Origin of the sequence: Streptosporangium sp. NPDC000239 (assembly GCF_040300765.1) — a bacterium.
Classification (GTDB): domain Bacteria; phylum Actinomycetota; class Actinomycetes; order Streptosporangiales; family Streptosporangiaceae; genus Streptosporangium.
This window is the reverse complement of sequence record NZ_JBEPEI010000026.1, coordinates 58,398-80,145: the sequence shown is the minus strand read 5'-3', so window position 1 is coordinate 80,145 and position 21,748 is coordinate 58,398. Positions and strand designations below refer to the sequence as shown.

Here is a 21,748-nt window from a genome sequence, read left to right as displayed (position 1 = left end):
TCCGGCGAAAACCCCAGGGACGAGCGGTACGCCGCAGATCTGCCGTTCAGGTACGGCGTGGGCCGTCGTCCGTGTTGGCGGCTCCCCTTCCCCACCGCCCAGGCCGTCTGAACGTGCGACCGACGACCCGGCGCGTCACTCATCACCCTGAAGGGTTCACAGCAGAGGATTGGAAGTCCGATGCCTTATCCGGCCGGGTGCCCCTCATCTCCCTGAAGGGTTCGACACCTCGTTCCACGGGTTGGTGTCATCGTCGTAGCCGGGTTGTACGTCGCGAAGAGTCCGGTCGAGACACAGGTGCTGCGGATTCGGGTGTGACCATGGGGCGGGTGGCTTCGTCTTTGGTGGTGTGAAGACGACATCCCGTTCGCGGAGGACGCCATCGGCAGCCGTATCGAGCAGCTCTATCGTGAGCACTGGCATCTGGTCTGCGGATATCTCGTGCGCCGGACCCGTGACCCGCACCTCGCCGAGGACCTCGCTCAGGAGACGTTCGCCAAGGCCACCCGTGCGGTGCTCGGCTGGCGTGGCGAGTCCCCGACCGCGTGGCTGCTCGCCATCGCTCGCAACGTCCTGCTCGACCACGCGCGGCGTAGCCGGATCTCCCTCCCGCTGCCCTCCCCTGACGCTCTGGGCGTCCCCGAGTGCACGCCGGACGCCGTCGCGGTTCGCGACGTACTGGATCGCATGCCGGAGCGACAGCGACAGTTGCTCACGCTTGTCTACTTCGACGGATTCTCCCTGGTGGAGGTGGCCGCGATGACCGGCCGTTCCGTCTCCTCGACCAAAACCGCCCTGTGGCGCGCCCGTACGGCCTTCGCCGAAAGCTATGGAGAACACCGATGACCGAGCAGGAAGACATTCCCCCGATCCCTGACTTCAATCTCGGCAGGACGAAGTGGGCCATACGGCGTGGGGTGGCGCGTACGGCCGTCACCGCCGCCGTGATACTGCTCGTCGGCGTGCTTCTGCTCAACCTGGGAGCCCAGTGGATCCAGCGGCGCGGTGACCGGGAGGAACGCATGGTGAACGTTCTCGGCACGGCCCTTGAGGTCGCCAACCCCGGCTACCGCATCTACCCCGTGACATGCTGCGACGCCACCGCGTTCTCGCTCTCCTTCGCCGTACGGTTCACCCCGCTCCGGGCCGGAGGTGACGCCTCGAACTACTTCTCCGGCGGTGCCGTCTTCACCGTCAGTCAGAACCAGTTCGGGCGGGTCGAATGGCCGCCTCCGGGTTTCGTCAGGGAGACACCCCTGTTCACGGCCCTCGACTCGGTCGGCACGGACGCCCCGCCGAGCAAGGCGGACACCAGGAGGATCCTGGACCGGCTGCCCGAATCGATGTCCGCCCTGGCGGTGGTCGATTTCGCCAAACCATTGGGGGAAAGTGAGTTCTCGGCGTTCGTCCGGCGGCACCCAACCGTCCTCCCGGAGACGGCGATCTACGACGGGCGGATCGGCGGAACCCCGATCGGCTGGCGCCTGGACACCCCGCTGCCCAACGCGCCGCAAGGCGACGCCCCGGAGCTCGCCCCCGGCGAACTGCCCGGGAACGGGCTGGCCGGGTTCCGCCACTGGGTCGGAAGCCTGCGCGACCATGACGCGGTCAACCTGGACAAGCTCGGACTCGGTCTGAAGCTGCTGCGCAAGTCGGCCGCTGACGGCCTGGCGTACGCCTACGTCACCCGGCACAACCGCGTCGGCGATCTACGCGCCCTGATCGACGACCCTCTGGTCCGCGCGGTCAGAGTGGCCGACGTCGCCTACGATCTCACCACTCCGAACTGATCCCGGCCGTCCTTCACGGCGTACGGACGACAGGGTCACGATCGACGCGCGATCCGGCCTCGCCCGCCCCCTCATCGTGAGTTACGCTGTCCCCCACCTGCTCCGGCTCCGCCGGGAGAGGACCGCTCCGGCTCCGCCGGGAGAGGACCGCGCCGGGCTTCCGAACGTGCGACCGACGACCCGGCGTGCCACTCATCACCCTCAAGGGTTCGTGACTTCCGACTGTCCTTGATCTCGATCGCGATGACGCGGATCGCTCATCACCCTTCAAGGGTTCGTGACTTCCGACTGTCCTTGATCTCGATCGTGACGACCCGGATCGCTCATCACCCTCAAGGGTTCGCGACTTCCAGCTGTCCTTCACGTCGATCCCCACGACCTGGATCGTTCATCACCCTTGAGGGTTCACACCTGTGATCGTTCGGTGGCGCACAGGTCGTTCACCTCTGTGCGGACCCGGCGCCTGCCCGTCCGAAGGCCGCGTGCGCGCCGTACCCGGGTGGAGAGGGTAACGGGGTGGTCTCTCAGAGCGACAGACTGGGGGTAGGCTTCGCGGACCGTGTTCGGCGCCCTGTTCACCGGTTACGGTGGGCCTTCCCTCGACTCTCGGTCGTTGACTGGTGATAATTCCGTATAACGCTATAGCATTCCATTATTCGGAATAGGCGAGGAGAATCATGGGTGAGGTCCAGTCACCGGTGGGAAGCGTCGATCGCGCCCTGCTGATCCTGCAGGAGATCGGCAGGCACAGCAGAGGAGCGACCCTCGACGAGTTGTCCACCCGGCTCGGGTTGCCGAAGAGTTCGTTGCACCGCCTGCTCAGCGCGCTGAAGCATCGCGGGTTCGCCGCGCAGCCCGAGCCGAGCGGCCCCTACTACCTGGGCACCGAGATGCTGGCCACGGCCTTCAGGTTCTACGAGACCATGGACCTGCGCACTCTCGTGCGTCCGCTGCTGATGCGGCTGAGCGAGGAGTTCACCGAGACCGTGCACATGGCCATGCTCGACGGGGCCGAGGTGGTCTACCTCGACAAGGTCGAGGCCGTGCGCTCGATCACGATGACCTCGGTGATCGGCGGGCGCAACCTCGCGCACTGCACGGGGGTGGGCAAGGCCCTGCTGGCCTGGACGTACCCCGCCGACGAGGCGATCAAGGCGTGGGCCGAGCGGTACGGCCCGCTCGCCTCGCGGACCCGCAACACGATCACCAGCCCGGCGCGGCTGGCCACCAACCTGGCCCAGATCAGGGAGCGTGGTTACGCGCTCGACCTTGAGGAGAACGAGCCCGGGGTGCGGTGCGTGTCGGCTCCGGTCTTCATGGGCAAGTCGGCCCCCGTCGCCGCGGTGAGCGTGACGGCCCTCAAGGACCGCATGTCACAGGCCCGGATGGAAGAGTGCGGCGACTTCCTGCGGCGGGCCGTGGCCGAGCATCTCTGACTCTTGACAGGTCATTCGCCGTGGTGGTCTGCTGAGGTCTATTTGGAATATCGTTCTGCTATATGGAATAGGAACGCCTCATGAACCTCACCCCGGTCTCCGAGCCGCAGGTCGTCCCCGGGCCCCGCGCGTCACTGGGCGAGGGGCCGCACTGGGACGGGCACACCCAGACCCTGCTGTGGGTGGACATTCCCGCAGGGCAGGTGCACCGCCTCGATCCGGCGGACGGCTCACACGGTGTGGTCGACGTGGGCATGCCGGTCGGGGCCGCGGTCCCCAGGGTGGAGGGCGGGCTGGCCCTGGCCGTCAGGGACGGCTTCGCCGTACTCGCGGAAGAGGGGCTGGAGGTGGTCGCGCCGGTCACGGCGGGCGAACGACCGGGGAACCGGATGAACGACGGCGCCTGCGACCGGGCGGGGCGGTTCTTCGCGGGCACCATGTCCGAGGACGACACCCCGGGCGCCGGGGCGCTCTACCGGCTCGGGCCGGGACGGCGTTGTGAGCGCGTGGTCGCCGACGTCTCGATCTCCAACGGCGTGGCCTGGAGCCCGGACGAACGGCTGATGTACTACGTGGACACGCTCACCGGCCGGGTCGACGTCTTCGACTACGACCCGGCCGACGGAGGCATGGCGAACCGCAGGGTGTTCGCGGTGATCCCCAGGGGGATGCCCGACGGTCTCACCGTCGACGCGGCCGGGCACGTGTGGGTCGCGCTGTGGGGCGGCGGGGCCGTACTGCGGCTGCGTCCTGACGGGAGTCTCGACCTGACCGTGGAGATCCCCGCGACCAACGTGACGAGTTGCGCGTTCGGCGGCCCGGACCTGGACGTGCTGTACGTGACCAGCGCCTGGGACGGGAGGACGGGTGGCGAGCTGTTCCGGTGCACGACCTCCTTCACCGGCCTGCTCGCCAACCCCTACCGGGAGAATTCCACCCCCTGACGGGCGCACCGGGACGGTGGTGAGCACGGCGGCGGTGGCCGCCGCGTACGGAGAGTGTGGCGACCGTCCATTATGTGGACCAGAATTCTGCTGCGCAGAACAATCCACAGGACCGGGGCGCTCGATGATGATCTGTCACGTTCCACGGCCATGACCGGCTTTTCCGGAGGTCTCTCCGGGGTTGACACCTCTCCCCTCCCTCGCTTTCCTTGATTGCGGAAACGGATTCTGTTATACGGAAAGAAAGTAAGGGTATTGAATAAGATCTCCCCTCCGCGGCGGAGCCCGCTCCGCATGAGCGTCCTGCTGGGCGTCGCCGCGACCACGATCGTCTCCTCGGCCTTCGCCGCAGGGGTCGCCACGGCGAGCGTCTCGGCCGCGAAACCCGGCCCGGGGACCACCAAGACGGCCAAGGGAACCACGGGGGGTTCCACCGGGAAGAGCGGCTCCCAACACGGAAGCCGCAAGCCCAAACCCTCCCCGACCCCCACCACAAAACCGAAGCCGAAGCCGAAGCCCAGCCCCACCGCTGAGCCCACCTCCAGGCCCAAGCCGAAGCCCAAGCCGAAGCCGAAGCCGAAGCCCAGCCCCACGGCCAAGTCGAAACCCAAGCCGAAGCCGACCCCCAGCCCCTCGAAGAGCTCCACGGCCGCCCCGAAGAGCGACATCTGGCACCCGGCGCCTCGCAGCCGCTGGCAGTACCAGTTGGAGGGCAACGACGCCTACGCCTCGACCGGCGGCGTCAACGTCGACATCTGCGCGGTCCCGCAGACCGGCGGTGCCTGCGTACGACCCGACGTGTTCGACATCGACCTCTACGCCGACGGCGGCACGGCCCTGAACACCGAGGCCGTCAAGGCCATCCACGCCCGGGGCGCCAAGGCGGTCTGCTACGTCGACGCCGGGTCCATCGAGGAGTTCCGGCCCGACTACCGGCAGTTCGTCGACTGGAACGACAGCCACGGCAAGTCCCTGCTCGGCAAGCCGTTCAGCGTGAGGTTCCCCAACGAACGCTGGGCGAACATCAACAACGACCGGGGGCAACGTGACTTCCTGCTGCGGATGATGGAGGCACGGGTCGCCAAGTGCGCGAGCGCCGGGTTCGACGGGGTGGAGTTCGACGTCGTGCACGCGCACGAGGAGGGCCCCTCCGTCACCGGCTGGGACATCAGCCCCGCGACCCAGCTCGTCTACAACCGGGCACTGGCCGACATCGCCCACCGGTACGGCCTGGCCGTCGGCCTCAAGAACGACCTGAGCCAGGTCACCGACCTGGTGGCGGACTTCGACTTCGCGGTCAACGAGGAGTGTTTCGAGAACGAGGAGTGCGACGACCTCAAGCCCTTCGTCAGGGCGGGCAAGCCGGTCTTCCAGGTGGAGTACCTCACGGCGCCGAAGACCTTCTGCCCGAAGGCGAACGCCACCACGCTCGACTTCAACTCGATCAAGAAGGCCGATGACGCCTCCCTGAACGACAAGCCGTACACGCCCTGCCGGTGACCCGGGTCCCGCCGGGGCACGGGAGCCCGGCGGGAACAAGGGCCAGTGCGGGGCACAGGAACCCAACCGAGACAGGAGCCCGTACGGGACACAAGGACCCGGCCGGGACGTGAACCGGCCGGGACGCGGGAAACCACGGGACCGGCCGCCCCCCGTCTCGGGGGGCGGCCGGTTCTGGCTCAGCTCTGGGTCACGGTGATCACCCCCGTGTAGGTGTTCGGCGAGTCACCCGTGCCGTTGAACACCAGCGAGTGCGTGGTGCCCGCCCCCTCAAGGGCGGAGGTCGGGATCGACCACCGGTAGAGGCCGCCGGAGCTGGAGATCAGCGGGTTGACCCCGGTGACCTTCGTCCAGTTCCAGTCGGGGCCGACGTACTTGTAGAGGCCGCCGTCCTCGATCATGTACTCCGCGCCGACTCCGGCGACCGTGTAGTGGTTCGCGACGTTGTTGTCGACGTCGATGAACACGTGGTGGAAGTTGAACGGCACGTTGAACTGGGCGGTGTAGGTGGCGGTCGTCGCGCTCAGCGTCGCCTTCGGGTCGGTGATGGCCGGCGGGTTCGGCGTGCTGACGCTCACCGCGCCCGAGGCCGCGGAGGGGCGGTCGGTGGTGTCCCTGGCCTTCACGGTGAAGGCGTAGGTCTGGCCGCCCTTCAGCCCGCCGAGGTTGACCGTCGTGACGTCCCCCGGCACCGAGAGCACGCGGACGCCGTCCCTGAACACGTCGTAGGACGCGACGTGGTCGTCCGCGTCGGTGTCGTCCGAGGCGGTCCAGGCCAGCTTGACGCTGGTCGGGGCGACGTCGGAGGCGACCGGTGTGCCCGGCGTCGTCGGCGCGGTCGCGCTGGCGGCCGCGGTCGTCACCGAGACCGCCGTGCTCGCCGCCGAGGTGTTGCCCGCCCGGTCCCTGGCGCGGACCGAGAAGGTGTAGGCGGTCGAGGGCGACAGGCCCGCCACGTCGAAGGTCGTCGCCGAGGGCGTGTGGTTGGCCTGGGTGCCGATCTTCACCGACCCCTGGTAGACGTCGTAGCCGACCACGCCGGGGTGGGCGGCCGAGGCCCAGCTCAGTTGCAGGCTCGTGGCCTCGACCTGGCTCGTCGTCGGCGCTGCGGGTGCCGACGGGGTGCTGCCGCCGCTGCCCGCGGTCGCGGCCAGCTCTGCGGACATGTAGGAGGAGGGCGGCAGGGTGTCCCACGGGTTGCCGAACTCGTCGAGCTTGTCGGGGGTGACGTAGACGTATCCGGCGTTGTTCGCCTTGGACTTGGCCATGACGGTCGCCAGTTCCGATTCGTCCTTCACGTCGTAGACCAGGTTCCACACCCGTTTGGGGTCGTAACCGGCCTGCCAGGCGGGCGGCGCCTGGTCGGCCGGCGGATTCATGTAGGTGGCGTAGGTCCCCTCGAAGGTGACGAGGATGTCCGCGGAGTCCTCGTAGCACTCGTCGGGCGCCGTTCCCGGGTTGTGGATGGTGATCGAGCCGGGGTGGTACTTCTTCACGTAGGCGCTGGCCTCGCGGTACAGGTCGACCCAGGCGTCTCCGCCGCCGGTCGGGCCGCAGTCCTTCTGCGCCTGGTCGAAGAAGATGCCGTCGACGTTGGAGCCGTAGAGGTTGTACCAGTTGTCGACGTCGGTCTGGATCTGCGTGCGCCAGTCGTTGATCGAGGCCGAGCCCATACGGGTGGTCTGGCCTGTCGTGCCGTAGTAGCCGGTGTCGACATAGCCGATGACCTTGATGCCCGCACTGTGCGCGGAGGCCAGCGCGGCCTGGTAGTCGGTGTTGACGGTGCCGGTCGGGCCGTTGAGGACGTTCACCACGGCGATGGACGGGCGCGAGCCCGAGGCGGTGAGCTGGGTCCAGTACTGGGCGGAGCTGCCGCCGGGGTAGAAGTAGGCGGGAACCGCCACCTCCTGGCCGAGGATGGCGTCGGCCTGGGCGGGAGCGGGGGTGAACGCGATCAGCGAGGCGACGGCGGCCGTGACGGCCGCCATTCCTCGCCTGGTCATGCGAGACATGCTTCTCCTACGGGAATTCCTACGGAACTGACTTCTTCCTGCGGGCCGTGGAACACGGGACGTCCGCCGGATGGATCTCTCCCTGGAACAGGAACCGCTGGAACGGGGAAGGTCGGGGGAGCACGGGCCACCGTCGGCTCCGCGTTACTGGAAGAGGGCGTTGACCTCGGCGTTCGCCGCGGTCAGCGCCGTCCTCGCGTCCGATCTCCCGAGGTAGACGGAGGAGACCGCGTTGTCCATGATCTCGCCGATCTTGTCGGCGTTGTCGGTGATGGGCAGCAGGAACGTGCCCTGCGGGTCCTTGGCCTCCTCCACGAACGGCCCGACGTCACGTCCGGCCGCGGCGTGGGCCGCCAGGGCCTTGTCCGAGGAGGTGCCGATGGCGGGCAGGACCTCGGCGGTCTCGGCGACCAGGTCCTGGCACTCGGCCGAGCCGACGAACTTGACCCACTTCCACGCCTCGTCCGGGTGCTTGGTCCCGGCGTAGATCGCGTCGGAGACGCCGTTGATCGGCGACCTGCGGCCCTGCGGCCCGACGGGCAGCGGCGCGACGGCCAGCTTGAGCGTCTTGCCGTCCAGGTAGGTCTTGGCCATCCAGGACCCACCGATGATCATGGCGGCCCTGCCCGACTGCAGCACCGCGTCACCGCCCAGCGCCGACTGCTTGTCGTACGGCGGCGCGTATCCCTTCCTGATCAGGCCGGCGAACCAGTCGACGGTCTCGGCCAGCCTGGGGTCGTCGTAGTGGTACCTGGTGCCGAAGGGGTTCTTGTCCAGGTAGGTGAAGCCGTTGCTCACCGCGAGCCCGGCCCACGCGGTCTGGCCGAGCGCGTAGGTGTTGTAGTCGGGGGCGATGCCGTACACCTTGACGTGGTTCTTGTCGAAGTCCTTGTCGGTGCCCCTGCGGCCCTTTTCGTCCACGGTCAGGGCGGCGATGGCCTTCTCGAAGGTGCCGCCGTCGCGGGGGTTCCAGGTCCAGTCGGCGAAGCCGGCCGGATCGACCTTGGCGTCGGCGACCAGGTCCTTGTTGTAGAAGACGCCGACGGTGTCCCAGTCGAGCGGCAGGCCGTACCGCTTGCCGTCGCGCACCCAGATGTCGGCCAGGCCCTTCTGGTACTGCCCGAGGTCGACGCCGTCCCTGGCCACCAGGGGGGCGATGTCGAGCAGCTGGTTGTTCCTGGCGAACTGCGGATAGTAGGCGACCGAGTCGCGGAAGACGTCGGGGGCGGTGCCGGAGACGACCTGGGTGGTGAGGTTCTGCCAGTACTGGGCCCAGGCGACCGCGCTCATCTTGATCGTGATGCCGGGGTTCTTCCTGGTGAAGGCGTCGGCGCACTTCTGGTAGGCGGGAACCTGGTTGTCGGCCCACATGACGTAGTCGAGGGTGACGGGGCCGCCGTCGCCGCCGCCTCCCGTGCCGCCGCACGCCGAGGCGAGCAGACCGGTGGCGACCACGACGGGAAGGAGACGGCGGAGAGACCTGGACATGACGGGGGGTCCTTCCTCGTGACGAGGGTTCTACTTGATGCCCGTGAACTGCAGGGAGTTCGCGAGCCGCTTGCCGAAGACCAGCAGGAGCAGCAGCACCGGGATGACGGACAGCGCGGAACCGGCCATCAGCCCCGTCCAGTCGGGACGGGCGTTGGGAGACTGCTGCAGGAAGACGCCGAGGGCGACGGTGAGCACGCGGGTGCCCTCCTCCTGGCCGACGAGCAGCGGCCAGAGGTAGTCCTTCCAGGCCCACACGGCGTTGGTGACGCCGATGGTGATGATCGGCCCGCGTGACATGGGCAGGACGACGCGCCAGAAGACGGTCCACAGCCCGGCCCCGTCGATGAAGGCCGCCTCCTCGACCTCCCTGGGCAGTGACAGGAAGAACTGCCGCAGGAAGAAGACGGTGAACGGGGTCATGAGCAGGATCGGCGCGACGAGCCCGGCGAAGGTGTTGAGCAGCCCGAGGCCGCGGACCATGGCGAAGTTCGGCAGCAGCGTGAAGATCGGCGGGACCATCAGCGCCGCGACGAACGTCCCGAAGACCGCCTGCCTGCCCCGGAACCTGAGCCGGGCCAGCGCGTATCCGGCCAGCGCGCAGGACAGGGTCTGCACGACCACGACGACACCGGTGTAGACGACGGAGTTGCGCAGGTAGAGCAGGAAGTCGAGGGAGGCGCCCGAGCCTCCGGCGGCCTGCGCCTCGGCGACGCTCGACAGGCCGAGCACCCGTTTGAAGTTGGCCAGTGTCAGGTGCTGGGGGATGAGCGAGAAGTTGTCGGTGAACAGGTGGTCGGCGTCGGTGAGGGCCGTACGGATCATCCAGTAGAACGGGAAGACGGTGACCACGACGGCACCGGCCATCACGCCCCAGGCCATGAGTCTGCCTGCGCGCACGAGGGACCGCCTCCTAACCGAGATCGGAGCTGGACGCGCGCATCAGGCGCATCTGGAGGTAGGTGAGGGTGCCCAGGACCAGCACGAGGCTGAGGGCCATGGCGGAGGCGTAGCCCATCCTGAAGTGGGTGAACGCCTCCTGGTAGATGTAGTAGTAGATGACCTTGGTGGCGTTGATCGGGCCGCCCTTGGTGGTGACCGCGATGGTGTCGAAGATCTGGAAGCACCCGATCACCGAGACGACCAGCACCAGCGCGAGGATGGGCCGCAGCAGCGGCAGCGTCACCCGGAGGAAGGTACGGATCTCCCCCGCCCCGTCGATCGAGGCGGCCTCGTAGACCTGCGCCGGGATCTGCAGCATCCCCGCGTACAGCAGCAGGGCGACGTAGCCGACGGAGGACCAGGCGGTGACCGCCGCCACCGTCGGCATCGCCTCACTTGGCGAGTTGAAGAAGCCGTGGGTGGACAGTCCCATCGAGGACAGCAGCTGGTTGAAGAAGCCGAGGTTGGCGTCCAGCAGCCACAGCCACAGCAGCGCCGTGGACACGTTGGGCACCAGCCACGGCAGCAGCAGGGTGGCCCGCAGGACGACCGACTTGGTCAGCCGGTGCATCAGCGCGGCCAGCAGCAGAGCCAGGGAGATCTGCCAGACCAGGTTGAGCGCGGTGTTGTAGAGCGTCAGCAGCAGCGCCCGCCAGAACAGCGGATCACCGGCCAGCTCCGCGTAGTTGGCGCCCCCGGTGAACCGGGGCTCCGACAGCAGGTTCCAGTCGGTGAGCGAGATCCACGCGCCCCGCAGGCTGGGGTAGACGTAGAAGGCGGCGAACCCCACCAGGGCGGGCAGCAGGAACAGCAGCGCCGCCCGCCCCTGCCCGCCCTCCGCGCTGTAGGACCGCCTTCCCGGCGAACGCCCGCCCTTTCCCGGCGGCCGTCCGCCCGTGACCGGTACGGCTCGCGGCAGGGACCGCACGCTCATGCGAGCCTCGGGACGAGCCTGAGCGCGTTGCCCGTGTAGACCTGGACGAGGACGTCGTCGGGCAGGTCGAGGCCGGAGATCGTCCAGCGGCCCATCAGCGGCGGGTCGTCCAGGGAGTGGGCGAAGGCCTCGTCCGCGGTCTCCATGAAGCGGAAGTGGATGCGGTAGACCTCCGGGTGCGGCGGGATCTCGTCGGTGCCGAACAGCACCCGGTCCGGGTGGTTCACGATCAGTTCGCGGGCCGCCCGGGGAGCCCTGCCCAGTTCGGCGACGCGGGCGGCGATGTCGATGTGGAAGTTGGGGTGGTCGTCGAGCATCCGGCCGACCCAGCCGAGGTTCTCCGGCCAGCATCCGGCGTGCACCCCGATCACGGTCGTGTCCGGGTGGGAGGCGACCATCTCCTCCATGGCCTCCATCAGCCGCTCGAACGGCGGGAACCCGGGACCGGAGAACGCCCAGTCGGGGCGGGCGGCCAGCAGTTCGAGGCGTTCGTTGCGCTCGTCGATCGGTTCGAAGAAGGCGACGGGGTCGGCGGTGTGCAGGGCGATGGGGATGCCCAGTTCGCCCGCGGTCGCCCACAGGGGGCCGAGCCGTACGTCGTCGAGCATGACCAGGTCGCCGCGGTGGTCGCGTACGTGCAGGCCGAGGTCCTTCCAGACCTTCAGGCCGGCCGCGCCCTCGGCGACCGAGGCGCGCAGCTGGGCGGCCAGCCGTTCACCGAAACCGGGTTCGGCGGCCTGCGACCAGTCGACGTGGCAGAAGGTGGCGAACCTGCCGGGGTGGGCGGCGTCGTAGCGTTCGATGTTCTCGGCCAGCTCCCGGCCCCAGCGGCCGTCGAGGTTGACCATGCCGCGCAGGTTGAGGGCGTCCATCGTGTCCAGCAGCGCGGGCACGTCCTTGACCATCCAGTCGCCGTCCTCGGTGAGCCAGCGGCCGAGGTGGATGTGCGCGTCGACGGCGGGCACCTTGGCCCGCTCGACGCGGGTGACCGGGACCCTGAGCTGGGAGACGGGGCGGTAGCTCGACAGGGGGATGTCCGGAGTGGTCATGCGCGGTCCCTGACGCCTTCGGGCAGCAGGTCGCCGTGGGCGGCGATCAGCTCGTCCACCAGTTCGCGGATCCTGCCGACCGGCAGGGTCGCCGCGGTGTTCGGGTCGAGCAGGGCCGCCTGGTAGACGTGGTCGCGGCGGCCTTCGAGGGCGGCCCGCACGGTCAGTTCGCTGACGTTGAGTGTCGCCCGGTTGAGCGCGGCGAGCTGGGCGGGCAGTTCGCCGATCCTGGTGGGCCGTACCCCGGAACGGTCGACGTGGCAGGGCACCTCGACGCAGGCGTCCTCGGGGAGGTTGGTGATGAGGCCGCCGTTGCGGACGTTGCCGTGGATGAGGCGGGGGGTGCCGGTCTCGATGGAGTGGATGGCCAGGGAGGCCAGCTCGTCGCCGCGTTGGATGGGTACGCCCAGGCCCGCGTCGAGGGAGCGCCTGTGCTCCTCGTACTCGGCGAAGCCGTCGGCCAGCCAGTCGAGGTAGACGCCCACCGGGATGCGGTAGTGGTCGACCTGATCGGGTTTGGAGAGGAACCAGGGGAGGTACTCCGCGCCGTGCCCACTCGACTCTGTAGGGAAATAACCGAAATTTCGGTAAATCTCCACGCGAACCCGGCGCCGCAGCTCGGGGTCGGCCTCGATGAGCTCGTCGAGACGGCGGTAGAGGTTCTCCCCGTCCCGCTCGAAGCGCAGCACGAACGCCTGGTGGTTGACCCCGGCGGTGAGGAAGGAGACCTCCTCCTCGGGCACGCCGACCATCCTGGCCAGGGTCCGCTGGGTGTCGCGGGCGGCGTGGCAGACGCCGACCACGTTGCGGAACGGCGTGCCCGCGTAGACCGCCCACGGAATCATCGACATGGGGTTGGTGTAGGTGAACAGCGTCGCGTCCGGCGCCAGCTCCGCCAGGTCCTCCCCCAGGCCGACCATCACCGGGATGGTGCGCAGCGCCCGGAAGATGCCGCCGATGCCCAGGGTGTCGGCGATCGTCTGGCGCACGCCGTACCGGGCGGGGATGTCGAAGTCGCGGCGTACGGCGTCCATCCCGCCGACGGCGATCTCGTTGATGACGTGGTCGGCTCCGTCGAGCGCGGCACGGCGGTCGAGATGAGCCTCGACCTTGGCGCCGATCCCGAGCTCCCCGACCATCCAGGTGGCCATCGCCTCGGCCGTCGCGAGCCGTTCACGGTCGATGTCGTGCAGCACGATCGTGGAGTCGGTGAGTTCGGGGAAGGTCAGGATGTCGGACAGCAGGTTCTTGGCGAAGGTGATGCTTCCGGCGCCCACCAGGACGATCCGGGCCATGGGGTACCTCGATTCAGGGGGCTTCGGTGGGGTTTCGACGGGGGCGCCACAGGGCTCAGAGGTTTCCCCGGGGTTCAGTGGCCTCAGCGGGGACGGCCCGCGGGGTTCAGGGAGCCAGCAGGGCCTTGACGGGGGTCGCGCGGCCGTTCATCAGCGCGGTGAAGACCTCGGCGCCCTCGGCGAGCGGAAAGGTGGTGACCCAGCTCAGGTCCCATCCCCCGACCAGACCGATCGCCGCGGCGAAGTCGACGTCGCGGTAGGCGAAGGAGCCGAGCACCCGCTTCTCCCCGCGCACCAGGTCGGCGGCGTCGAACCCGGAGGCCGTGTCGGCCAGCCCGAGCCACACCGCGACCCCGCCGGGACGCAGCCGGGCGAGCGACTGCTCGTGGGTGACCGCCGCGCCGACCGCGTCGAAGACCACGTCGTACTCACCCGTCAGCTCGGTGAGGACCGCGTCCGCGCCGAGCCGGGCCGCGACCGCCCTGCGGTCCTCCGAGCGGTCGGCGATCTCCACCCGGCCCGCGCCGCCGGAGACGGCCACCTGCAGACAGGCCAGGCCGATCGCGCCCGCGCCGATGACGCCGATCCGCGCCCCCTCCGGGGCCCCGGCCAGCTCCCAGGCGTGTACGGCGTTCGCCACCGGCTCGACGATCCCCGCCGCCGTCCAGTCGAGGCCCTCCGGCAGCGCGACCAGCGAGTTCCCCGGTACGGCGACGCGTTCGGCGAACCCGCCCTGCGTGTGCACGCCGACGATCCGCCGCCCCCTGCACACGTTGCGCAGGCCGAGCGCGCACACGTCACACCTCCCGCAGGACAGGATCGGGTTGACGATGACGGGACGCCCCTCGTCGGTACGGCCCGCGAACTCGTGCCCCATCACCAGCGGCGGCACCCGGAAGCCCGGCGTCCTGACGCCGTGCAGCTCGCTGCCGCAGATGCCGGAGGTGACCACGTGCACCAGCACGTCACCGGGGCCGGGCTCGGGCTCGGGCACCTCGCGCATCTCGACGACGCCGGGGCCGGTGAACACCAGGGCCCTCACCGCGGACCGCCTGGGGCCGGACGTGCCTGTCTCATGGAAACTCCTGTGGGTCGGGGGATCGCGGGATCGTTCCGAAGGGTCATCGGCGGCCGACGACGGGGTTGCGCAGGGAGCCGACGCCCTCGACGCTCACCTCGACGACGTCTCCCGGCCTGAGCGAGCGGCGGGGGGTCATGAACTCGCCGCATCCCCACGGGGTGCCGGTCAGCACCACGTCGCCGGGTTCGAGGGTGAAGGCGCGCGAGCAGTACGCCAGCAGTTCGGCGACGCCGAAGAGCATCTCGGCGGTGGTCGAGTCCTGGACGGTCTCCCCGTTGACGACGGTCCTGAGCGCCAGCGCCTGGGGGTCGTCGATCTCGTCGGGGGTCACGATGACCGGGCCGAGCGGGCAGAAGGTGTCGAGGTTCTTGCCCCTGGTCCACTGGCCGTCGGCGAACTGCAGGTCACGGGCGGAGACGTCGTTGGCCACGGTGTATCCCGCGATCCCCGCCAGGGCCTCCTTCTCGTCGGCGTGCCTGAGGGGGGGAGCCGATGACCGCGGCCAGCTCGACCTCCCAGTCCACCCGTTCCGTCAGCTCGTCGTCGACGACGATCTCCTCGCCGGGACCGATCACGCTCGACGGGAACTTGGCGAACATCAGCGGGCGTTCGGGTCTGTCCATCCCGGCCTCACGGATGTGGTCCAGGTAGTTCAGCCCGATCGCCACGATCTTGCCGGGGCGCAGCGGTGCCACGGGGACGGCGCCCTCGATCGGCTCGGTCGCCGAGGCGGCCAGGCGGGCGACCCTTCCGGCCCCGGACGCGAGTACGGCCTCAAGCGGTGTGCTCGCCGAGACCTCCAGCGCGTACCAGTGCCCCTCGCGCTCAACCGCGGCGAGCCGGCTCTCCCCGACGCGCACCGTGCCGAGCCTCATGCCACTCTCCTGTTCCGTATGACAGAATGCAGTTCCGAATATGCGCTAGCAGAACATTCGGGCGATCACGCTGTCAAGTACCTGTCCGAAGCCCCAATCCTCGACAGATCGCCATTATTTTCCGCTTAGCGGAACTATGGACCGTATCGCGGAACAGATGTTACGTTGACGCCGTCGCCGTACAGCCGAGAAACGCGGGCGATGGCCACCGGGGTACGACCGGACCAGATGGGGAGACGATGCGCGGCCTGACCGGGAAAAGAGTGCTGATCAGCGGGGGCAGCAGCGGCATCGGCGCCGCCACCGCCCGCAGGTTCCTCCAGGAGGGGTCCCGGGTCTTCGTCGGCGGTCTCGACGCCGACGAGGTCGAGCGGACCGTGGCCGAGCTGGCCCCGCTCGGCGAGATCGGCGGCCTGGCGGGGGACGTCGCCACGGAGGCCGACGTGAACCGGCTGGTCGAGGCGGCCGTCACGGCCCTCGGCGGCCTCGACGTGCTGGTCAACAACGCGGGTACCGCCTGGCGCGAGCCGTTCCTCGACATCACCAGGCGACACTGGGACCGGATCATGGCCGTGAACCTCGGCGGCATGTTCCAGGTCGCCCAGACCGTGGCCAGGCACCTGGTCGCGCAGGGCACGGGCGGGGTCGTCGTCAACATGTCCTCGACCAACGGGATCGGCGGCGAGGCCGACTACGCCCACTACAACGCGTCGAAGGGCGGGGTGCTGCTGCTCACCAGGACCATGGCCGTCGAGCTGGGCAGGTACGGCATCCGCGTCAACGCGCTGTGCCCCGGCTACATCCAGACCCCGCTGAACGCGGAGATCTCGGCCGGTCTGGCCGACGACTTCGTCTCCGCCTACGAGCGCGACCACATCCCGCTCGGCCGGGCGGGACTGCCCGAGGAGGTCGCCGCCGGATACGCCTTCCTGGCCTCCGACGACGCCGCGTTCGTCCACGGCACCGAGCTGGTGATCGACGGCGGCCAGCTGGCGATCATGTGACCCGCCCTACCGGAGGGAGACTTCCATGAGGATCGACGCCGCCGTGCTGCGTGAGCTGCGCGCGATCGTCGGCGCGAGCCACGTCCGTGACGCCGACGGGGACGTGGCGGCCTACGCCAGGGACGCCACCCCGCTGTTCTCCGCCATGCCCGGCGCCGTCGTCCACCCCGGCTCGGCCGAGGAGGTCGCCGCGGTGCTCAAACTGGCCTGCGCGCACGGTGTGCCGGTCGTCCCCAGGGGCGCCGGGTCCAACCTGTGCGCGGCGACCGTCCCGCTCAGCGGCGGCATCGTCCTGGTCCTGACCAGGCTCGACCGCATCCTGGAGATCAGCGCCGACGAACTCCTCGCCGTCGTCCAGCCCGGCGTCACCTCGGCCGAACTCGCCGACGCCGCCGCCGCGCACGGCCTGCTGTACGCGCCCGACCCCGGCAGCAGGACGGTCGCGACCGTCGGCGGCACCATCGCCACCTGCGCCGGCGGCCTGCGCGGCCTGAAGTACGGCGTGACCCGCAACCACGTCCTCGGGCTTGAGGCCGTACTGCCGACCGGGGAGATCGTCCGCACCGGAGGGCGGCTGTGGAAGGACGTCGCGGGCTACGACCTGACCCGCCTGCTCACCGGCTCAGAGGGCACGCTCGGCGTGATCACCGAGGCGACGGTCGCGCTCACCCCCGCGCCGGAGACCACCGGGACCGGGCTGGCCTACTTCGCCACCCTGGCCGACGCGGGACGGGCCGTGGCCCGGATCATCGGCTCGGGAATCGTCCCGGCGACGCTGGAGTTCCTCGACGCCAAGTGCGTCGCCGCCGTCGAGGACTACGCCGGGCTCGGCCTCAGGCGGGACGCGGGCGCGCTGCTGCTGTTCGGCGACGACGGCGCCGCCGCACCGGTCGCCGACCACCTGGCCAGGATGGCGGAGATCTGCCTCGGCGAAGGGGCGACGGAGGCCGTCGTCGCGGGCGCGGCGGCCGAGTCCGAGGCGCTGCTCGCCGCGCGGCGGTGCGCGCTGCCCGCGCTCTCCCGCCTCGGCTCGGTCACGATCCTTGAGGACGCCAGCGTGCCCAGGCCGCGCATCGCCGAGATGGTCGCCCGCGTCGACGCCCTGGCCGTACGGCACGGCCTCACGATCGCGACCTTCGGCCACGCCGGGGACGGTAACCTGCACCCGACCTGCGTGATCGACGCGGGCGACACCGACGCGGCCGAACGCGCCCACCACGCCTTCGCCGACATCTTCCGCGCCGCGATGGAGCTGGGCGGCACCATCACCGGCGAACACGGCGTCGGCGCGGCCAAGCTGCCCTACCTGGCCGAACGGCTCGGCGAGGACCAGATGGCACTGCTGCGCAGGATCAAGGCCGCCTTCGACCCCGCGGGCATCCTCAACCCGGGAAAGCTCGGCTCGTGAACCGGAAACCCAGCCCGTGCCCCTCAGGAAAGCTCAGCCCGTGAACCAGGGAGGCTCGGCCCGTGAGCACCACACCGTCTCCTGACCCGTCGGTCCGGGGTGTCTTCACCCCCGAACTGCTCGACCGCTGCATCTCCTGCGGCTTCTGCCTGCCCGCCTGCCCGACGTACGCGCTCACCAAGGACGAGACGTCCTCCCCCCGGGGCCGGATCACCCTGATGCGTGCCCTTGAGGAGGGCACACTGCCGGAGAACGACCTGCGCCTTCAGGAGGAGTCGAGCTTCTGCCTCGGCTGCCGGGCCTGCGAGACCGTCTGTCCCGCGGGGGTCGAGTACGGCGCGCTCCTTGAGGAGTGGCGCGACCACCAGTGGCGGGGGCCGGGACGTCCGCTGATCGTCAGGCTGCTGACGTTCGCGGTGAACTCGCGCCTGAGGGTGTGGCTGCTCGGCCTGTTCCGCCGCCACGCCCGGACCAGGCCCTCACCCGAGGGGCCCCACCTGATGCTCGGCTGCTTCGAACGGGCCCTGTATCCCCAGGTGAGCAGGGCCGCCCGCGCCCTTCTGCCCGAGCTCTCCGCCCCGGCCTCGCAGGGGTGCTGCGGAGCGCTGCACGCGCACAACGGCGACTCGGCCAGGGGCCGGGAACTGGCCGTCGAACTGGGTGAACGACTGCCCGGGGTGATCGTCACCACCTCGGGCGGCTGCGCGGCCCACCTCGCCGACGTGCTCGGCAGGGACAGGGTCAGGGAGATCTCCGAGTACCTGACCGCCACCTCCGAGACGACCCCCGAACCGAGCACGGGCCGTCCTTCCGCGGACCGTACTTCTGCGGGCCGCACTTCTGCGGGCCGCACTTCTGCGGGCCGCACTTCCGCGGGCCGTACCGGAACGGATGGCACGCCTGAGAAGCCGTCGAGGCCGGGGATACGCATCGCGTTGCAGGACTCCTGTCACCTGCGCAACGGCCTGGGGGTCTGGCGTGAGCCCAGGGAGCTGCTGGGCCGGATCGGCGAGTACGTCGAGCTGCCCTCCGCCGGGACCTGCTGCGGGGCGGCCGGCAGCTACGCCCTGGTCAGGCCCGAGGACAGCCGCAAGGTCCTGGACGCCAAACTCGACGAGATCGAGGCGGCCGGGGTGGACTACGTGGCCGTGGTCAACCCCGGCTGCTACCGCCAGCTCGACCAGGGACTCCGCCGCAGGGGATCGAAGGTGCGGGCCGTACACCTGGCGGAACTGGCGGCGGATCTTCCCTCCGGGCACCACCCCCGCACGGATTAGCGGGGCCTTTCCATGGAAAAGTGTCTGGAATGCGCTTCCATGCGGATCTGCACATCCACTCGAAGTACTCACGGGCGTGCAGCAGGGACAGCGACCTGGCGCATCTGACCAGGTGGGCGCGGCACAAGGGTGTCACGCTGATGGGGACGGGCGACTTCACGCATCCGTCCTGGTTCGCGCTGCTGCGCGAGGGGCTCGTACCCGCCGAGCCGGGTCTGTTCCGGCTGCGTGACGACCTCGACCGGGAGGTCGCCAGGACGCTGCCGTCCTCGGTCGCCTCGGCCCCGGTGCGGTTCATGCTCACCGTCGAGGTGTCCACGGTCTACCGGCGTGGCGGCCGTACCCGCAAGCTCCACCACCTGGTCAACGTGCCGGGCTTCGAGGCGGCCGAGACGTTCAACCGTGAGCTGGGCAAGGTCGGCGACCTGGGCGCCGACGGCAGGCCGACGCTCGGGCTCGACTCCCGCGACCTGCTGGAGATCGCCCTGAACAGCGGCGAGGGGTCCTACCTGGTCCCGGCCCACGTCTGGACGCCGTGGTTCGGGGTCTTCGGCTCCAAATCGGGGTTCGACACGGTCGAGGAGTGCTACGGCGACCTGTCCGGGCACATCTTCGCGCTGGAGACCGGCCTGTCGAGCGACCCGGAGATGAACCGGCGGGTCTCCATGTTGGACGGCTACCGCCTGGTCAGCTACTCGGACGCGCACTCGCCGCCCAGGATCGGCCGGGAGACCACGGTGCTCGACACCGATCTCGACTACTTCGCGGTGCTGGACGCGCTGCGGACCGGCGCGGGCTACGAGGGGACGGTCGAGTTCTTCCCCGAGGAGGGCCGCTACCACCTGGACGGGCACCGTAAGTGCGGCGTCAGGTTGGAGCCCGAGGAGACGCGCCGCCTCGGCGGGATCTGCCCGGTGTGCGGCAAACCGCTCACGGTCGGCGTGCTGAGCCGCGTCGAGGACCTGGCCGACCGTTCCGAGGGCGTACGGCCCGCGGGCGACGTCTCCGTCTCCGAGGAGCTCGTCCCGCTGCCGGAGATCGTGGGCGAGATCCTGGGTGTCGGGCCGGGCAGCAAGAAGGTCGCCGGGGAGGCCGACCGGCTGGTCGCCGCCCTCGGCCCCGAACTGCGGATCCTCCAGGAGGTGCCGGTCGGCGACCTGGAGGCCCGGCTCCCCAGGCTCGGGGAGGCGATCGGCAGGCTGCGCCGGGGCGAGGTCATCAGGGAGCCGGGGTTCGACGGCGAGTACGGCGTGATCCGCCTGTTCTCCCCCGGCGAGCGGGAGGCACCGACCCTCTTCGACACCCCGGCCGACGACACGGATTAGCACCGCCGGCCGCGCCGTCCCGTCGTCACCGCCGTACGACCGTCAGGGCTGAACGCCACCGGCCCGGCCGCGTCGGCCGACTTTCGTGAGGCCGTGCCGGGCCGCGATGGCGGAGGGTGGATCTCCCCCGGTATCGGTGATGAGGTGGAAGATCCACACCGTCACCGTCGAAAGGACCGTCCCGTGATCGACGCCGAGACCGGCTGGTACTTCATGCACGCCTCGATCAAGGCCGTGGTGCTGGTGGACGGCGGTGTCCTGCTCTGCCGGAACCCCCGGGACAAATGGGAGCTCCCCGGCGGGTGGCCGGACAGGGAGGACAACACCCTGGCCGAGGTCGTCAGGCGCGAGGTCCGCGAGGAGAGCGGCCTCGACGTGGTCGTCGGCCCCGTCGTCGGCGCGGAGATCATGAGCATCGGGAAGTCGAAGGTGCTCATCGTGGCGGTGCGCGCCACGGTCGACGGCTCCGCCCCGCTCCAGGTCAGTGAGGAGCACAGCGCCCTGCGTTTCTTCCCTGTGGACAAGCTCCCTGAGGATCTGGAGAACGGCTACGCCGACCTGATCGGCAAGGCCGTCGCCTTCCCCGCCTGAGCCGTACGGCTCGGCGAGAACGCGGGGCCCGGCCGGAGACGCCCCTGGGACTCCGGCCGGGCGGTGTGCCGTCGTGGTCAGCAGTTCTTGATCGACCGCGGGTACGGCGCGAAGGCCCTGATGGGGTACGTGGCGGTCCACGTCACCGTGGAGCCCCCCGGGATGGTCTTGCAGGGCAGGTCACGGGCCCAGCGGATGTCGACCTTCTTGCGTGAGGTGCGGGAGCCGCAGTTCGCCCAGGTGATCCGGTAGGTACGGGTGTGCCTGCCGTACCTGTGCGTGTCCTTGTGGGTGATCGTTCCACCGCAGTCGGAGGCGGCCACCGCGGTGGGCGCCTGAGGGACCCGCGCCTGGGCCGCGTTCGCCGGGCCGACCGCCGTGAGCAGCCCGGCCGCCGCGACGGCCGCCACGGCGGTCACTCTCAGAGAGGAGCTTGGTGCGCGCATGTTCGGCTCTCCTTGTCGGAAGCGGAATGACACGGGCACCGTAGGCCGGGGGGCGTTGAGGATTCGTTGAGGATTCGTCGGGCCCGGCGTCCCCGTCTCCGGACGCGCACCGGACGGCCGCGCGCCGGAGAACGACCGGCGCGTTCCCTATAAGGAACCCAACATTCTTCCCATGTTAGGGAAACGCGTTATGGCACACGAAATTACGGCATTCATCGTATAGAAAAGACGATGTTAGGTATTTGGGTTATAGCCGGGCATCACAGCGAATGCCGATATCCGTGTAGAGAAAACAGCGATCCCGCAGCCCTTCCGATAACGCTTTGGTAACGTTTCCCTGTTCACGACCTG

Annotated in this window: 20 protein-coding genes; 10 read left to right on the top strand and 10 right to left on the bottom strand. The window is 69.6% G+C overall.

From position 1 onward, the window contains the following. Positions 1-360: 360 nt before the first annotated feature. From ABT340_RS38480 to ABT340_RS38460, 5 genes are all read left to right on the top strand, one after another. A complete protein-coding gene (locus ABT340_RS38480) occupies positions 361-846 on the top strand; it encodes an RNA polymerase sigma factor (protein WP_352015872.1) in 486 nt (161 codons plus the stop codon). Next, positions 843-1,790, top strand: coding sequence for a hypothetical protein (locus ABT340_RS38475; RefSeq protein WP_352015860.1), 948 nt, complete (start codon positions 843-845; stop codon positions 1,788-1,790). The genes ABT340_RS38480 and ABT340_RS38475 overlap by 4 nt, the downstream gene beginning before the upstream one ends. A gap of 677 nt (positions 1,791-2,467) precedes the next feature. Beyond that, complete coding sequence (locus ABT340_RS38470) at positions 2,468-3,226, top strand: IclR family transcriptional regulator (RefSeq protein ID WP_352015859.1); 759 nt, start codon at positions 2,468-2,470, stop codon at positions 3,224-3,226. A gap of 80 nt (positions 3,227-3,306) precedes the next feature. Then, positions 3,307-4,170 (top strand): SMP-30/gluconolactonase/LRE family protein, encoded by an 864-nt coding sequence (locus ABT340_RS38465; RefSeq protein ID WP_352015858.1) that lies wholly within the window; start codon positions 3,307-3,309, stop codon positions 4,168-4,170. Positions 4,171-4,464: 294 nt separating this feature from the next. After that, positions 4,465-5,670 (top strand): endo alpha-1,4 polygalactosaminidase, encoded by a 1,206-nt coding sequence (locus ABT340_RS38460; protein ID WP_352015857.1) that lies wholly within the window; start codon positions 4,465-4,467, stop codon positions 5,668-5,670. Between the two features lie 179 nt (positions 5,671-5,849). Here ABT340_RS38460 and ABT340_RS38455 read toward each other — a convergent pair whose 3' ends face one another. From ABT340_RS38455 to ABT340_RS38415, 9 genes are all read right to left on the bottom strand, one after another. Continuing rightward, positions 5,850-7,673: a spherulation-specific family 4 protein gene (locus tag ABT340_RS38455; protein ID WP_352015856.1), complete on the bottom strand. Its 1,824-nt coding sequence runs from the start codon at positions 7,671-7,673 to the stop codon at positions 5,850-5,852. A 153-nt stretch (positions 7,674-7,826) separates the two neighbouring features. Continuing rightward, a complete protein-coding gene (locus ABT340_RS38450) occupies positions 7,827-9,170 on the bottom strand; it encodes an ABC transporter substrate-binding protein (RefSeq protein ID WP_352015855.1) in 1,344 nt (447 codons plus the stop codon). Positions 9,171-9,200: 30 nt separating this feature from the next. Beyond that, complete coding sequence (locus ABT340_RS38445) at positions 9,201-10,070, bottom strand: carbohydrate ABC transporter permease (protein WP_352015854.1); 870 nt, start codon at positions 10,068-10,070, stop codon at positions 9,201-9,203. A 13-nt stretch (positions 10,071-10,083) separates the two neighbouring features. Then, positions 10,084-11,046 (bottom strand): carbohydrate ABC transporter permease, encoded by a 963-nt coding sequence (locus tag ABT340_RS38440; RefSeq protein WP_352015853.1) that lies wholly within the window; start codon positions 11,044-11,046, stop codon positions 10,084-10,086. Continuing rightward, the gene (locus ABT340_RS38435; protein ID WP_352015852.1) at positions 11,043-12,095 is read right to left on the bottom strand and encodes an amidohydrolase family protein; all 1,053 of its coding nucleotides are present in this window, start codon (positions 12,093-12,095) and stop codon (positions 11,043-11,045) included. Before ABT340_RS38435 ends, ABT340_RS38440 begins: the two co-directional genes overlap by 4 nt. Next, positions 12,092-13,390 carry an alpha-galactosidase gene (gene melA, locus ABT340_RS38430; RefSeq protein ID WP_352015851.1) on the bottom strand — a complete coding sequence of 433 codons (1,299 nt, stop codon included), beginning with the start codon at positions 13,388-13,390 and terminating at the stop codon, positions 12,092-12,094. Before melA ends, ABT340_RS38435 begins: the two co-directional genes overlap by 4 nt. A gap of 106 nt (positions 13,391-13,496) precedes the next feature. Next, positions 13,497-14,432 carry a zinc-dependent alcohol dehydrogenase gene (locus ABT340_RS38425; RefSeq protein ID WP_352015850.1) on the bottom strand — a complete coding sequence of 312 codons (936 nt, stop codon included), beginning with the start codon at positions 14,430-14,432 and terminating at the stop codon, positions 13,497-13,499. A 79-nt stretch (positions 14,433-14,511) separates the two neighbouring features. Continuing rightward, entirely contained in the window at positions 14,512-14,901 is a 390-nt protein-coding gene (locus tag ABT340_RS38420) for a fumarylacetoacetate hydrolase family protein (protein WP_352015849.1), read from the bottom strand. Further along, entirely contained in the window at positions 14,876-15,346 is a 471-nt protein-coding gene (locus tag ABT340_RS38415) for a fumarylacetoacetate hydrolase family protein (protein WP_352015848.1), read from the bottom strand. The genes ABT340_RS38420 and ABT340_RS38415 overlap by 26 nt, the downstream gene beginning before the upstream one ends. Positions 15,347-15,585: 239 nt before the next feature. Here ABT340_RS38415 and ABT340_RS38410 point away from each other — a divergent pair, with 239 nt between their 5' ends. The 5 genes from ABT340_RS38410 to ABT340_RS38390 all read left to right on the top strand — a co-directional run bounded on the left by ABT340_RS38410 (position 15,586) and on the right by ABT340_RS38390 (position 20,951). After that, positions 15,586-16,350, top strand: a complete 765-nt coding sequence (locus ABT340_RS38410) for an SDR family NAD(P)-dependent oxidoreductase (protein WP_352015847.1) — start codon at positions 15,586-15,588, stop codon at positions 16,348-16,350. Positions 16,351-16,375: 25 nt separating this feature from the next. Continuing rightward, a complete protein-coding gene (locus tag ABT340_RS38405) occupies positions 16,376-17,758 on the top strand; it encodes an FAD-binding oxidoreductase (RefSeq protein WP_352015846.1) in 1,383 nt (460 codons plus the stop codon). Between the two features lie 62 nt (positions 17,759-17,820). Further along, entirely contained in the window at positions 17,821-19,035 is a 1,215-nt protein-coding gene (locus ABT340_RS38400) for a (Fe-S)-binding protein (RefSeq protein ID WP_352015845.1), read from the top strand. A gap of 29 nt (positions 19,036-19,064) precedes the next feature. Continuing rightward, a complete protein-coding gene (locus tag ABT340_RS38395) occupies positions 19,065-20,360 on the top strand; it encodes an endonuclease Q family protein (protein ID WP_352015844.1) in 1,296 nt (431 codons plus the stop codon). Positions 20,361-20,543: 183 nt separating this feature from the next. Then, entirely contained in the window at positions 20,544-20,951 is a 408-nt protein-coding gene (locus ABT340_RS38390) for an NUDIX domain-containing protein (RefSeq protein WP_352015843.1), read from the top strand. A 77-nt stretch (positions 20,952-21,028) separates the two neighbouring features. Here the strand turns inward: ABT340_RS38390 and ABT340_RS38385 are convergent, their stop codons facing one another. Next, entirely contained in the window at positions 21,029-21,397 is a 369-nt protein-coding gene (locus tag ABT340_RS38385; RefSeq protein WP_352015842.1) for a hypothetical protein, read from the bottom strand. Between the last annotated feature and the right edge of the window lie 351 nt (positions 21,398-21,748).

Bases quoted from the DNA above. Each gene is read 5' to 3' on its own strand.
- ABT340_RS38385 (WP_352015842.1), bottom strand. From the start codon at position 21,397: ATGCGCGCACCAAGCTCCTCTCTGAGAGTGACCGCCGTGGCGGCCGTC.
- ABT340_RS38440 (WP_352015853.1), bottom strand. From the start codon at position 11,046: ATGAGCGTGCGGTCCCTGCCGCGAGCCGTACCGGTCACGGGCGGACGG.
- ABT340_RS38450 (WP_352015855.1), bottom strand. From the start codon at position 9,170: ATGTCCAGGTCTCTCCGCCGTCTCCTTCCCGTCGTGGTCGCCACCGGT.
- ABT340_RS38435 (WP_352015852.1), bottom strand. From the start codon at position 12,095: ATGACCACTCCGGACATCCCCCTGTCGAGCTACCGCCCCGTCTCCCAG.
- ABT340_RS38455 (WP_352015856.1), bottom strand. From the start codon at position 7,673: ATGACCAGGCGAGGAATGGCGGCCGTCACGGCCGCCGTCGCCTCGCTG.
- ABT340_RS38395 (WP_352015844.1), top strand. From the start codon at position 19,065: ATGCGCTTCCATGCGGATCTGCACATCCACTCGAAGTACTCACGGGCG.
- ABT340_RS38405 (WP_352015846.1), top strand. From the start codon at position 16,376: ATGAGGATCGACGCCGCCGTGCTGCGTGAGCTGCGCGCGATCGTCGGC.
- ABT340_RS38465 (WP_352015858.1), top strand. From the start codon at position 3,307: ATGAACCTCACCCCGGTCTCCGAGCCGCAGGTCGTCCCCGGGCCCCGC.
- ABT340_RS38470 (WP_352015859.1), top strand. From the start codon at position 2,468: ATGGGTGAGGTCCAGTCACCGGTGGGAAGCGTCGATCGCGCCCTGCTG.
- ABT340_RS38460 (WP_352015857.1), top strand. From the start codon at position 4,465: ATGAGCGTCCTGCTGGGCGTCGCCGCGACCACGATCGTCTCCTCGGCC.
- melA (WP_352015851.1), bottom strand. From the start codon at position 13,390: ATGGCCCGGATCGTCCTGGTGGGCGCCGGAAGCATCACCTTCGCCAAG.
- ABT340_RS38410 (WP_352015847.1), top strand. From the start codon at position 15,586: ATGCGCGGCCTGACCGGGAAAAGAGTGCTGATCAGCGGGGGCAGCAGC.
- ABT340_RS38475 (WP_352015860.1), top strand. From the start codon at position 843: ATGACCGAGCAGGAAGACATTCCCCCGATCCCTGACTTCAATCTCGGC.
- ABT340_RS38415 (WP_352015848.1), bottom strand. From the start codon at position 15,346: ATGAGGCTCGGCACGGTGCGCGTCGGGGAGAGCCGGCTCGCCGCGGTT.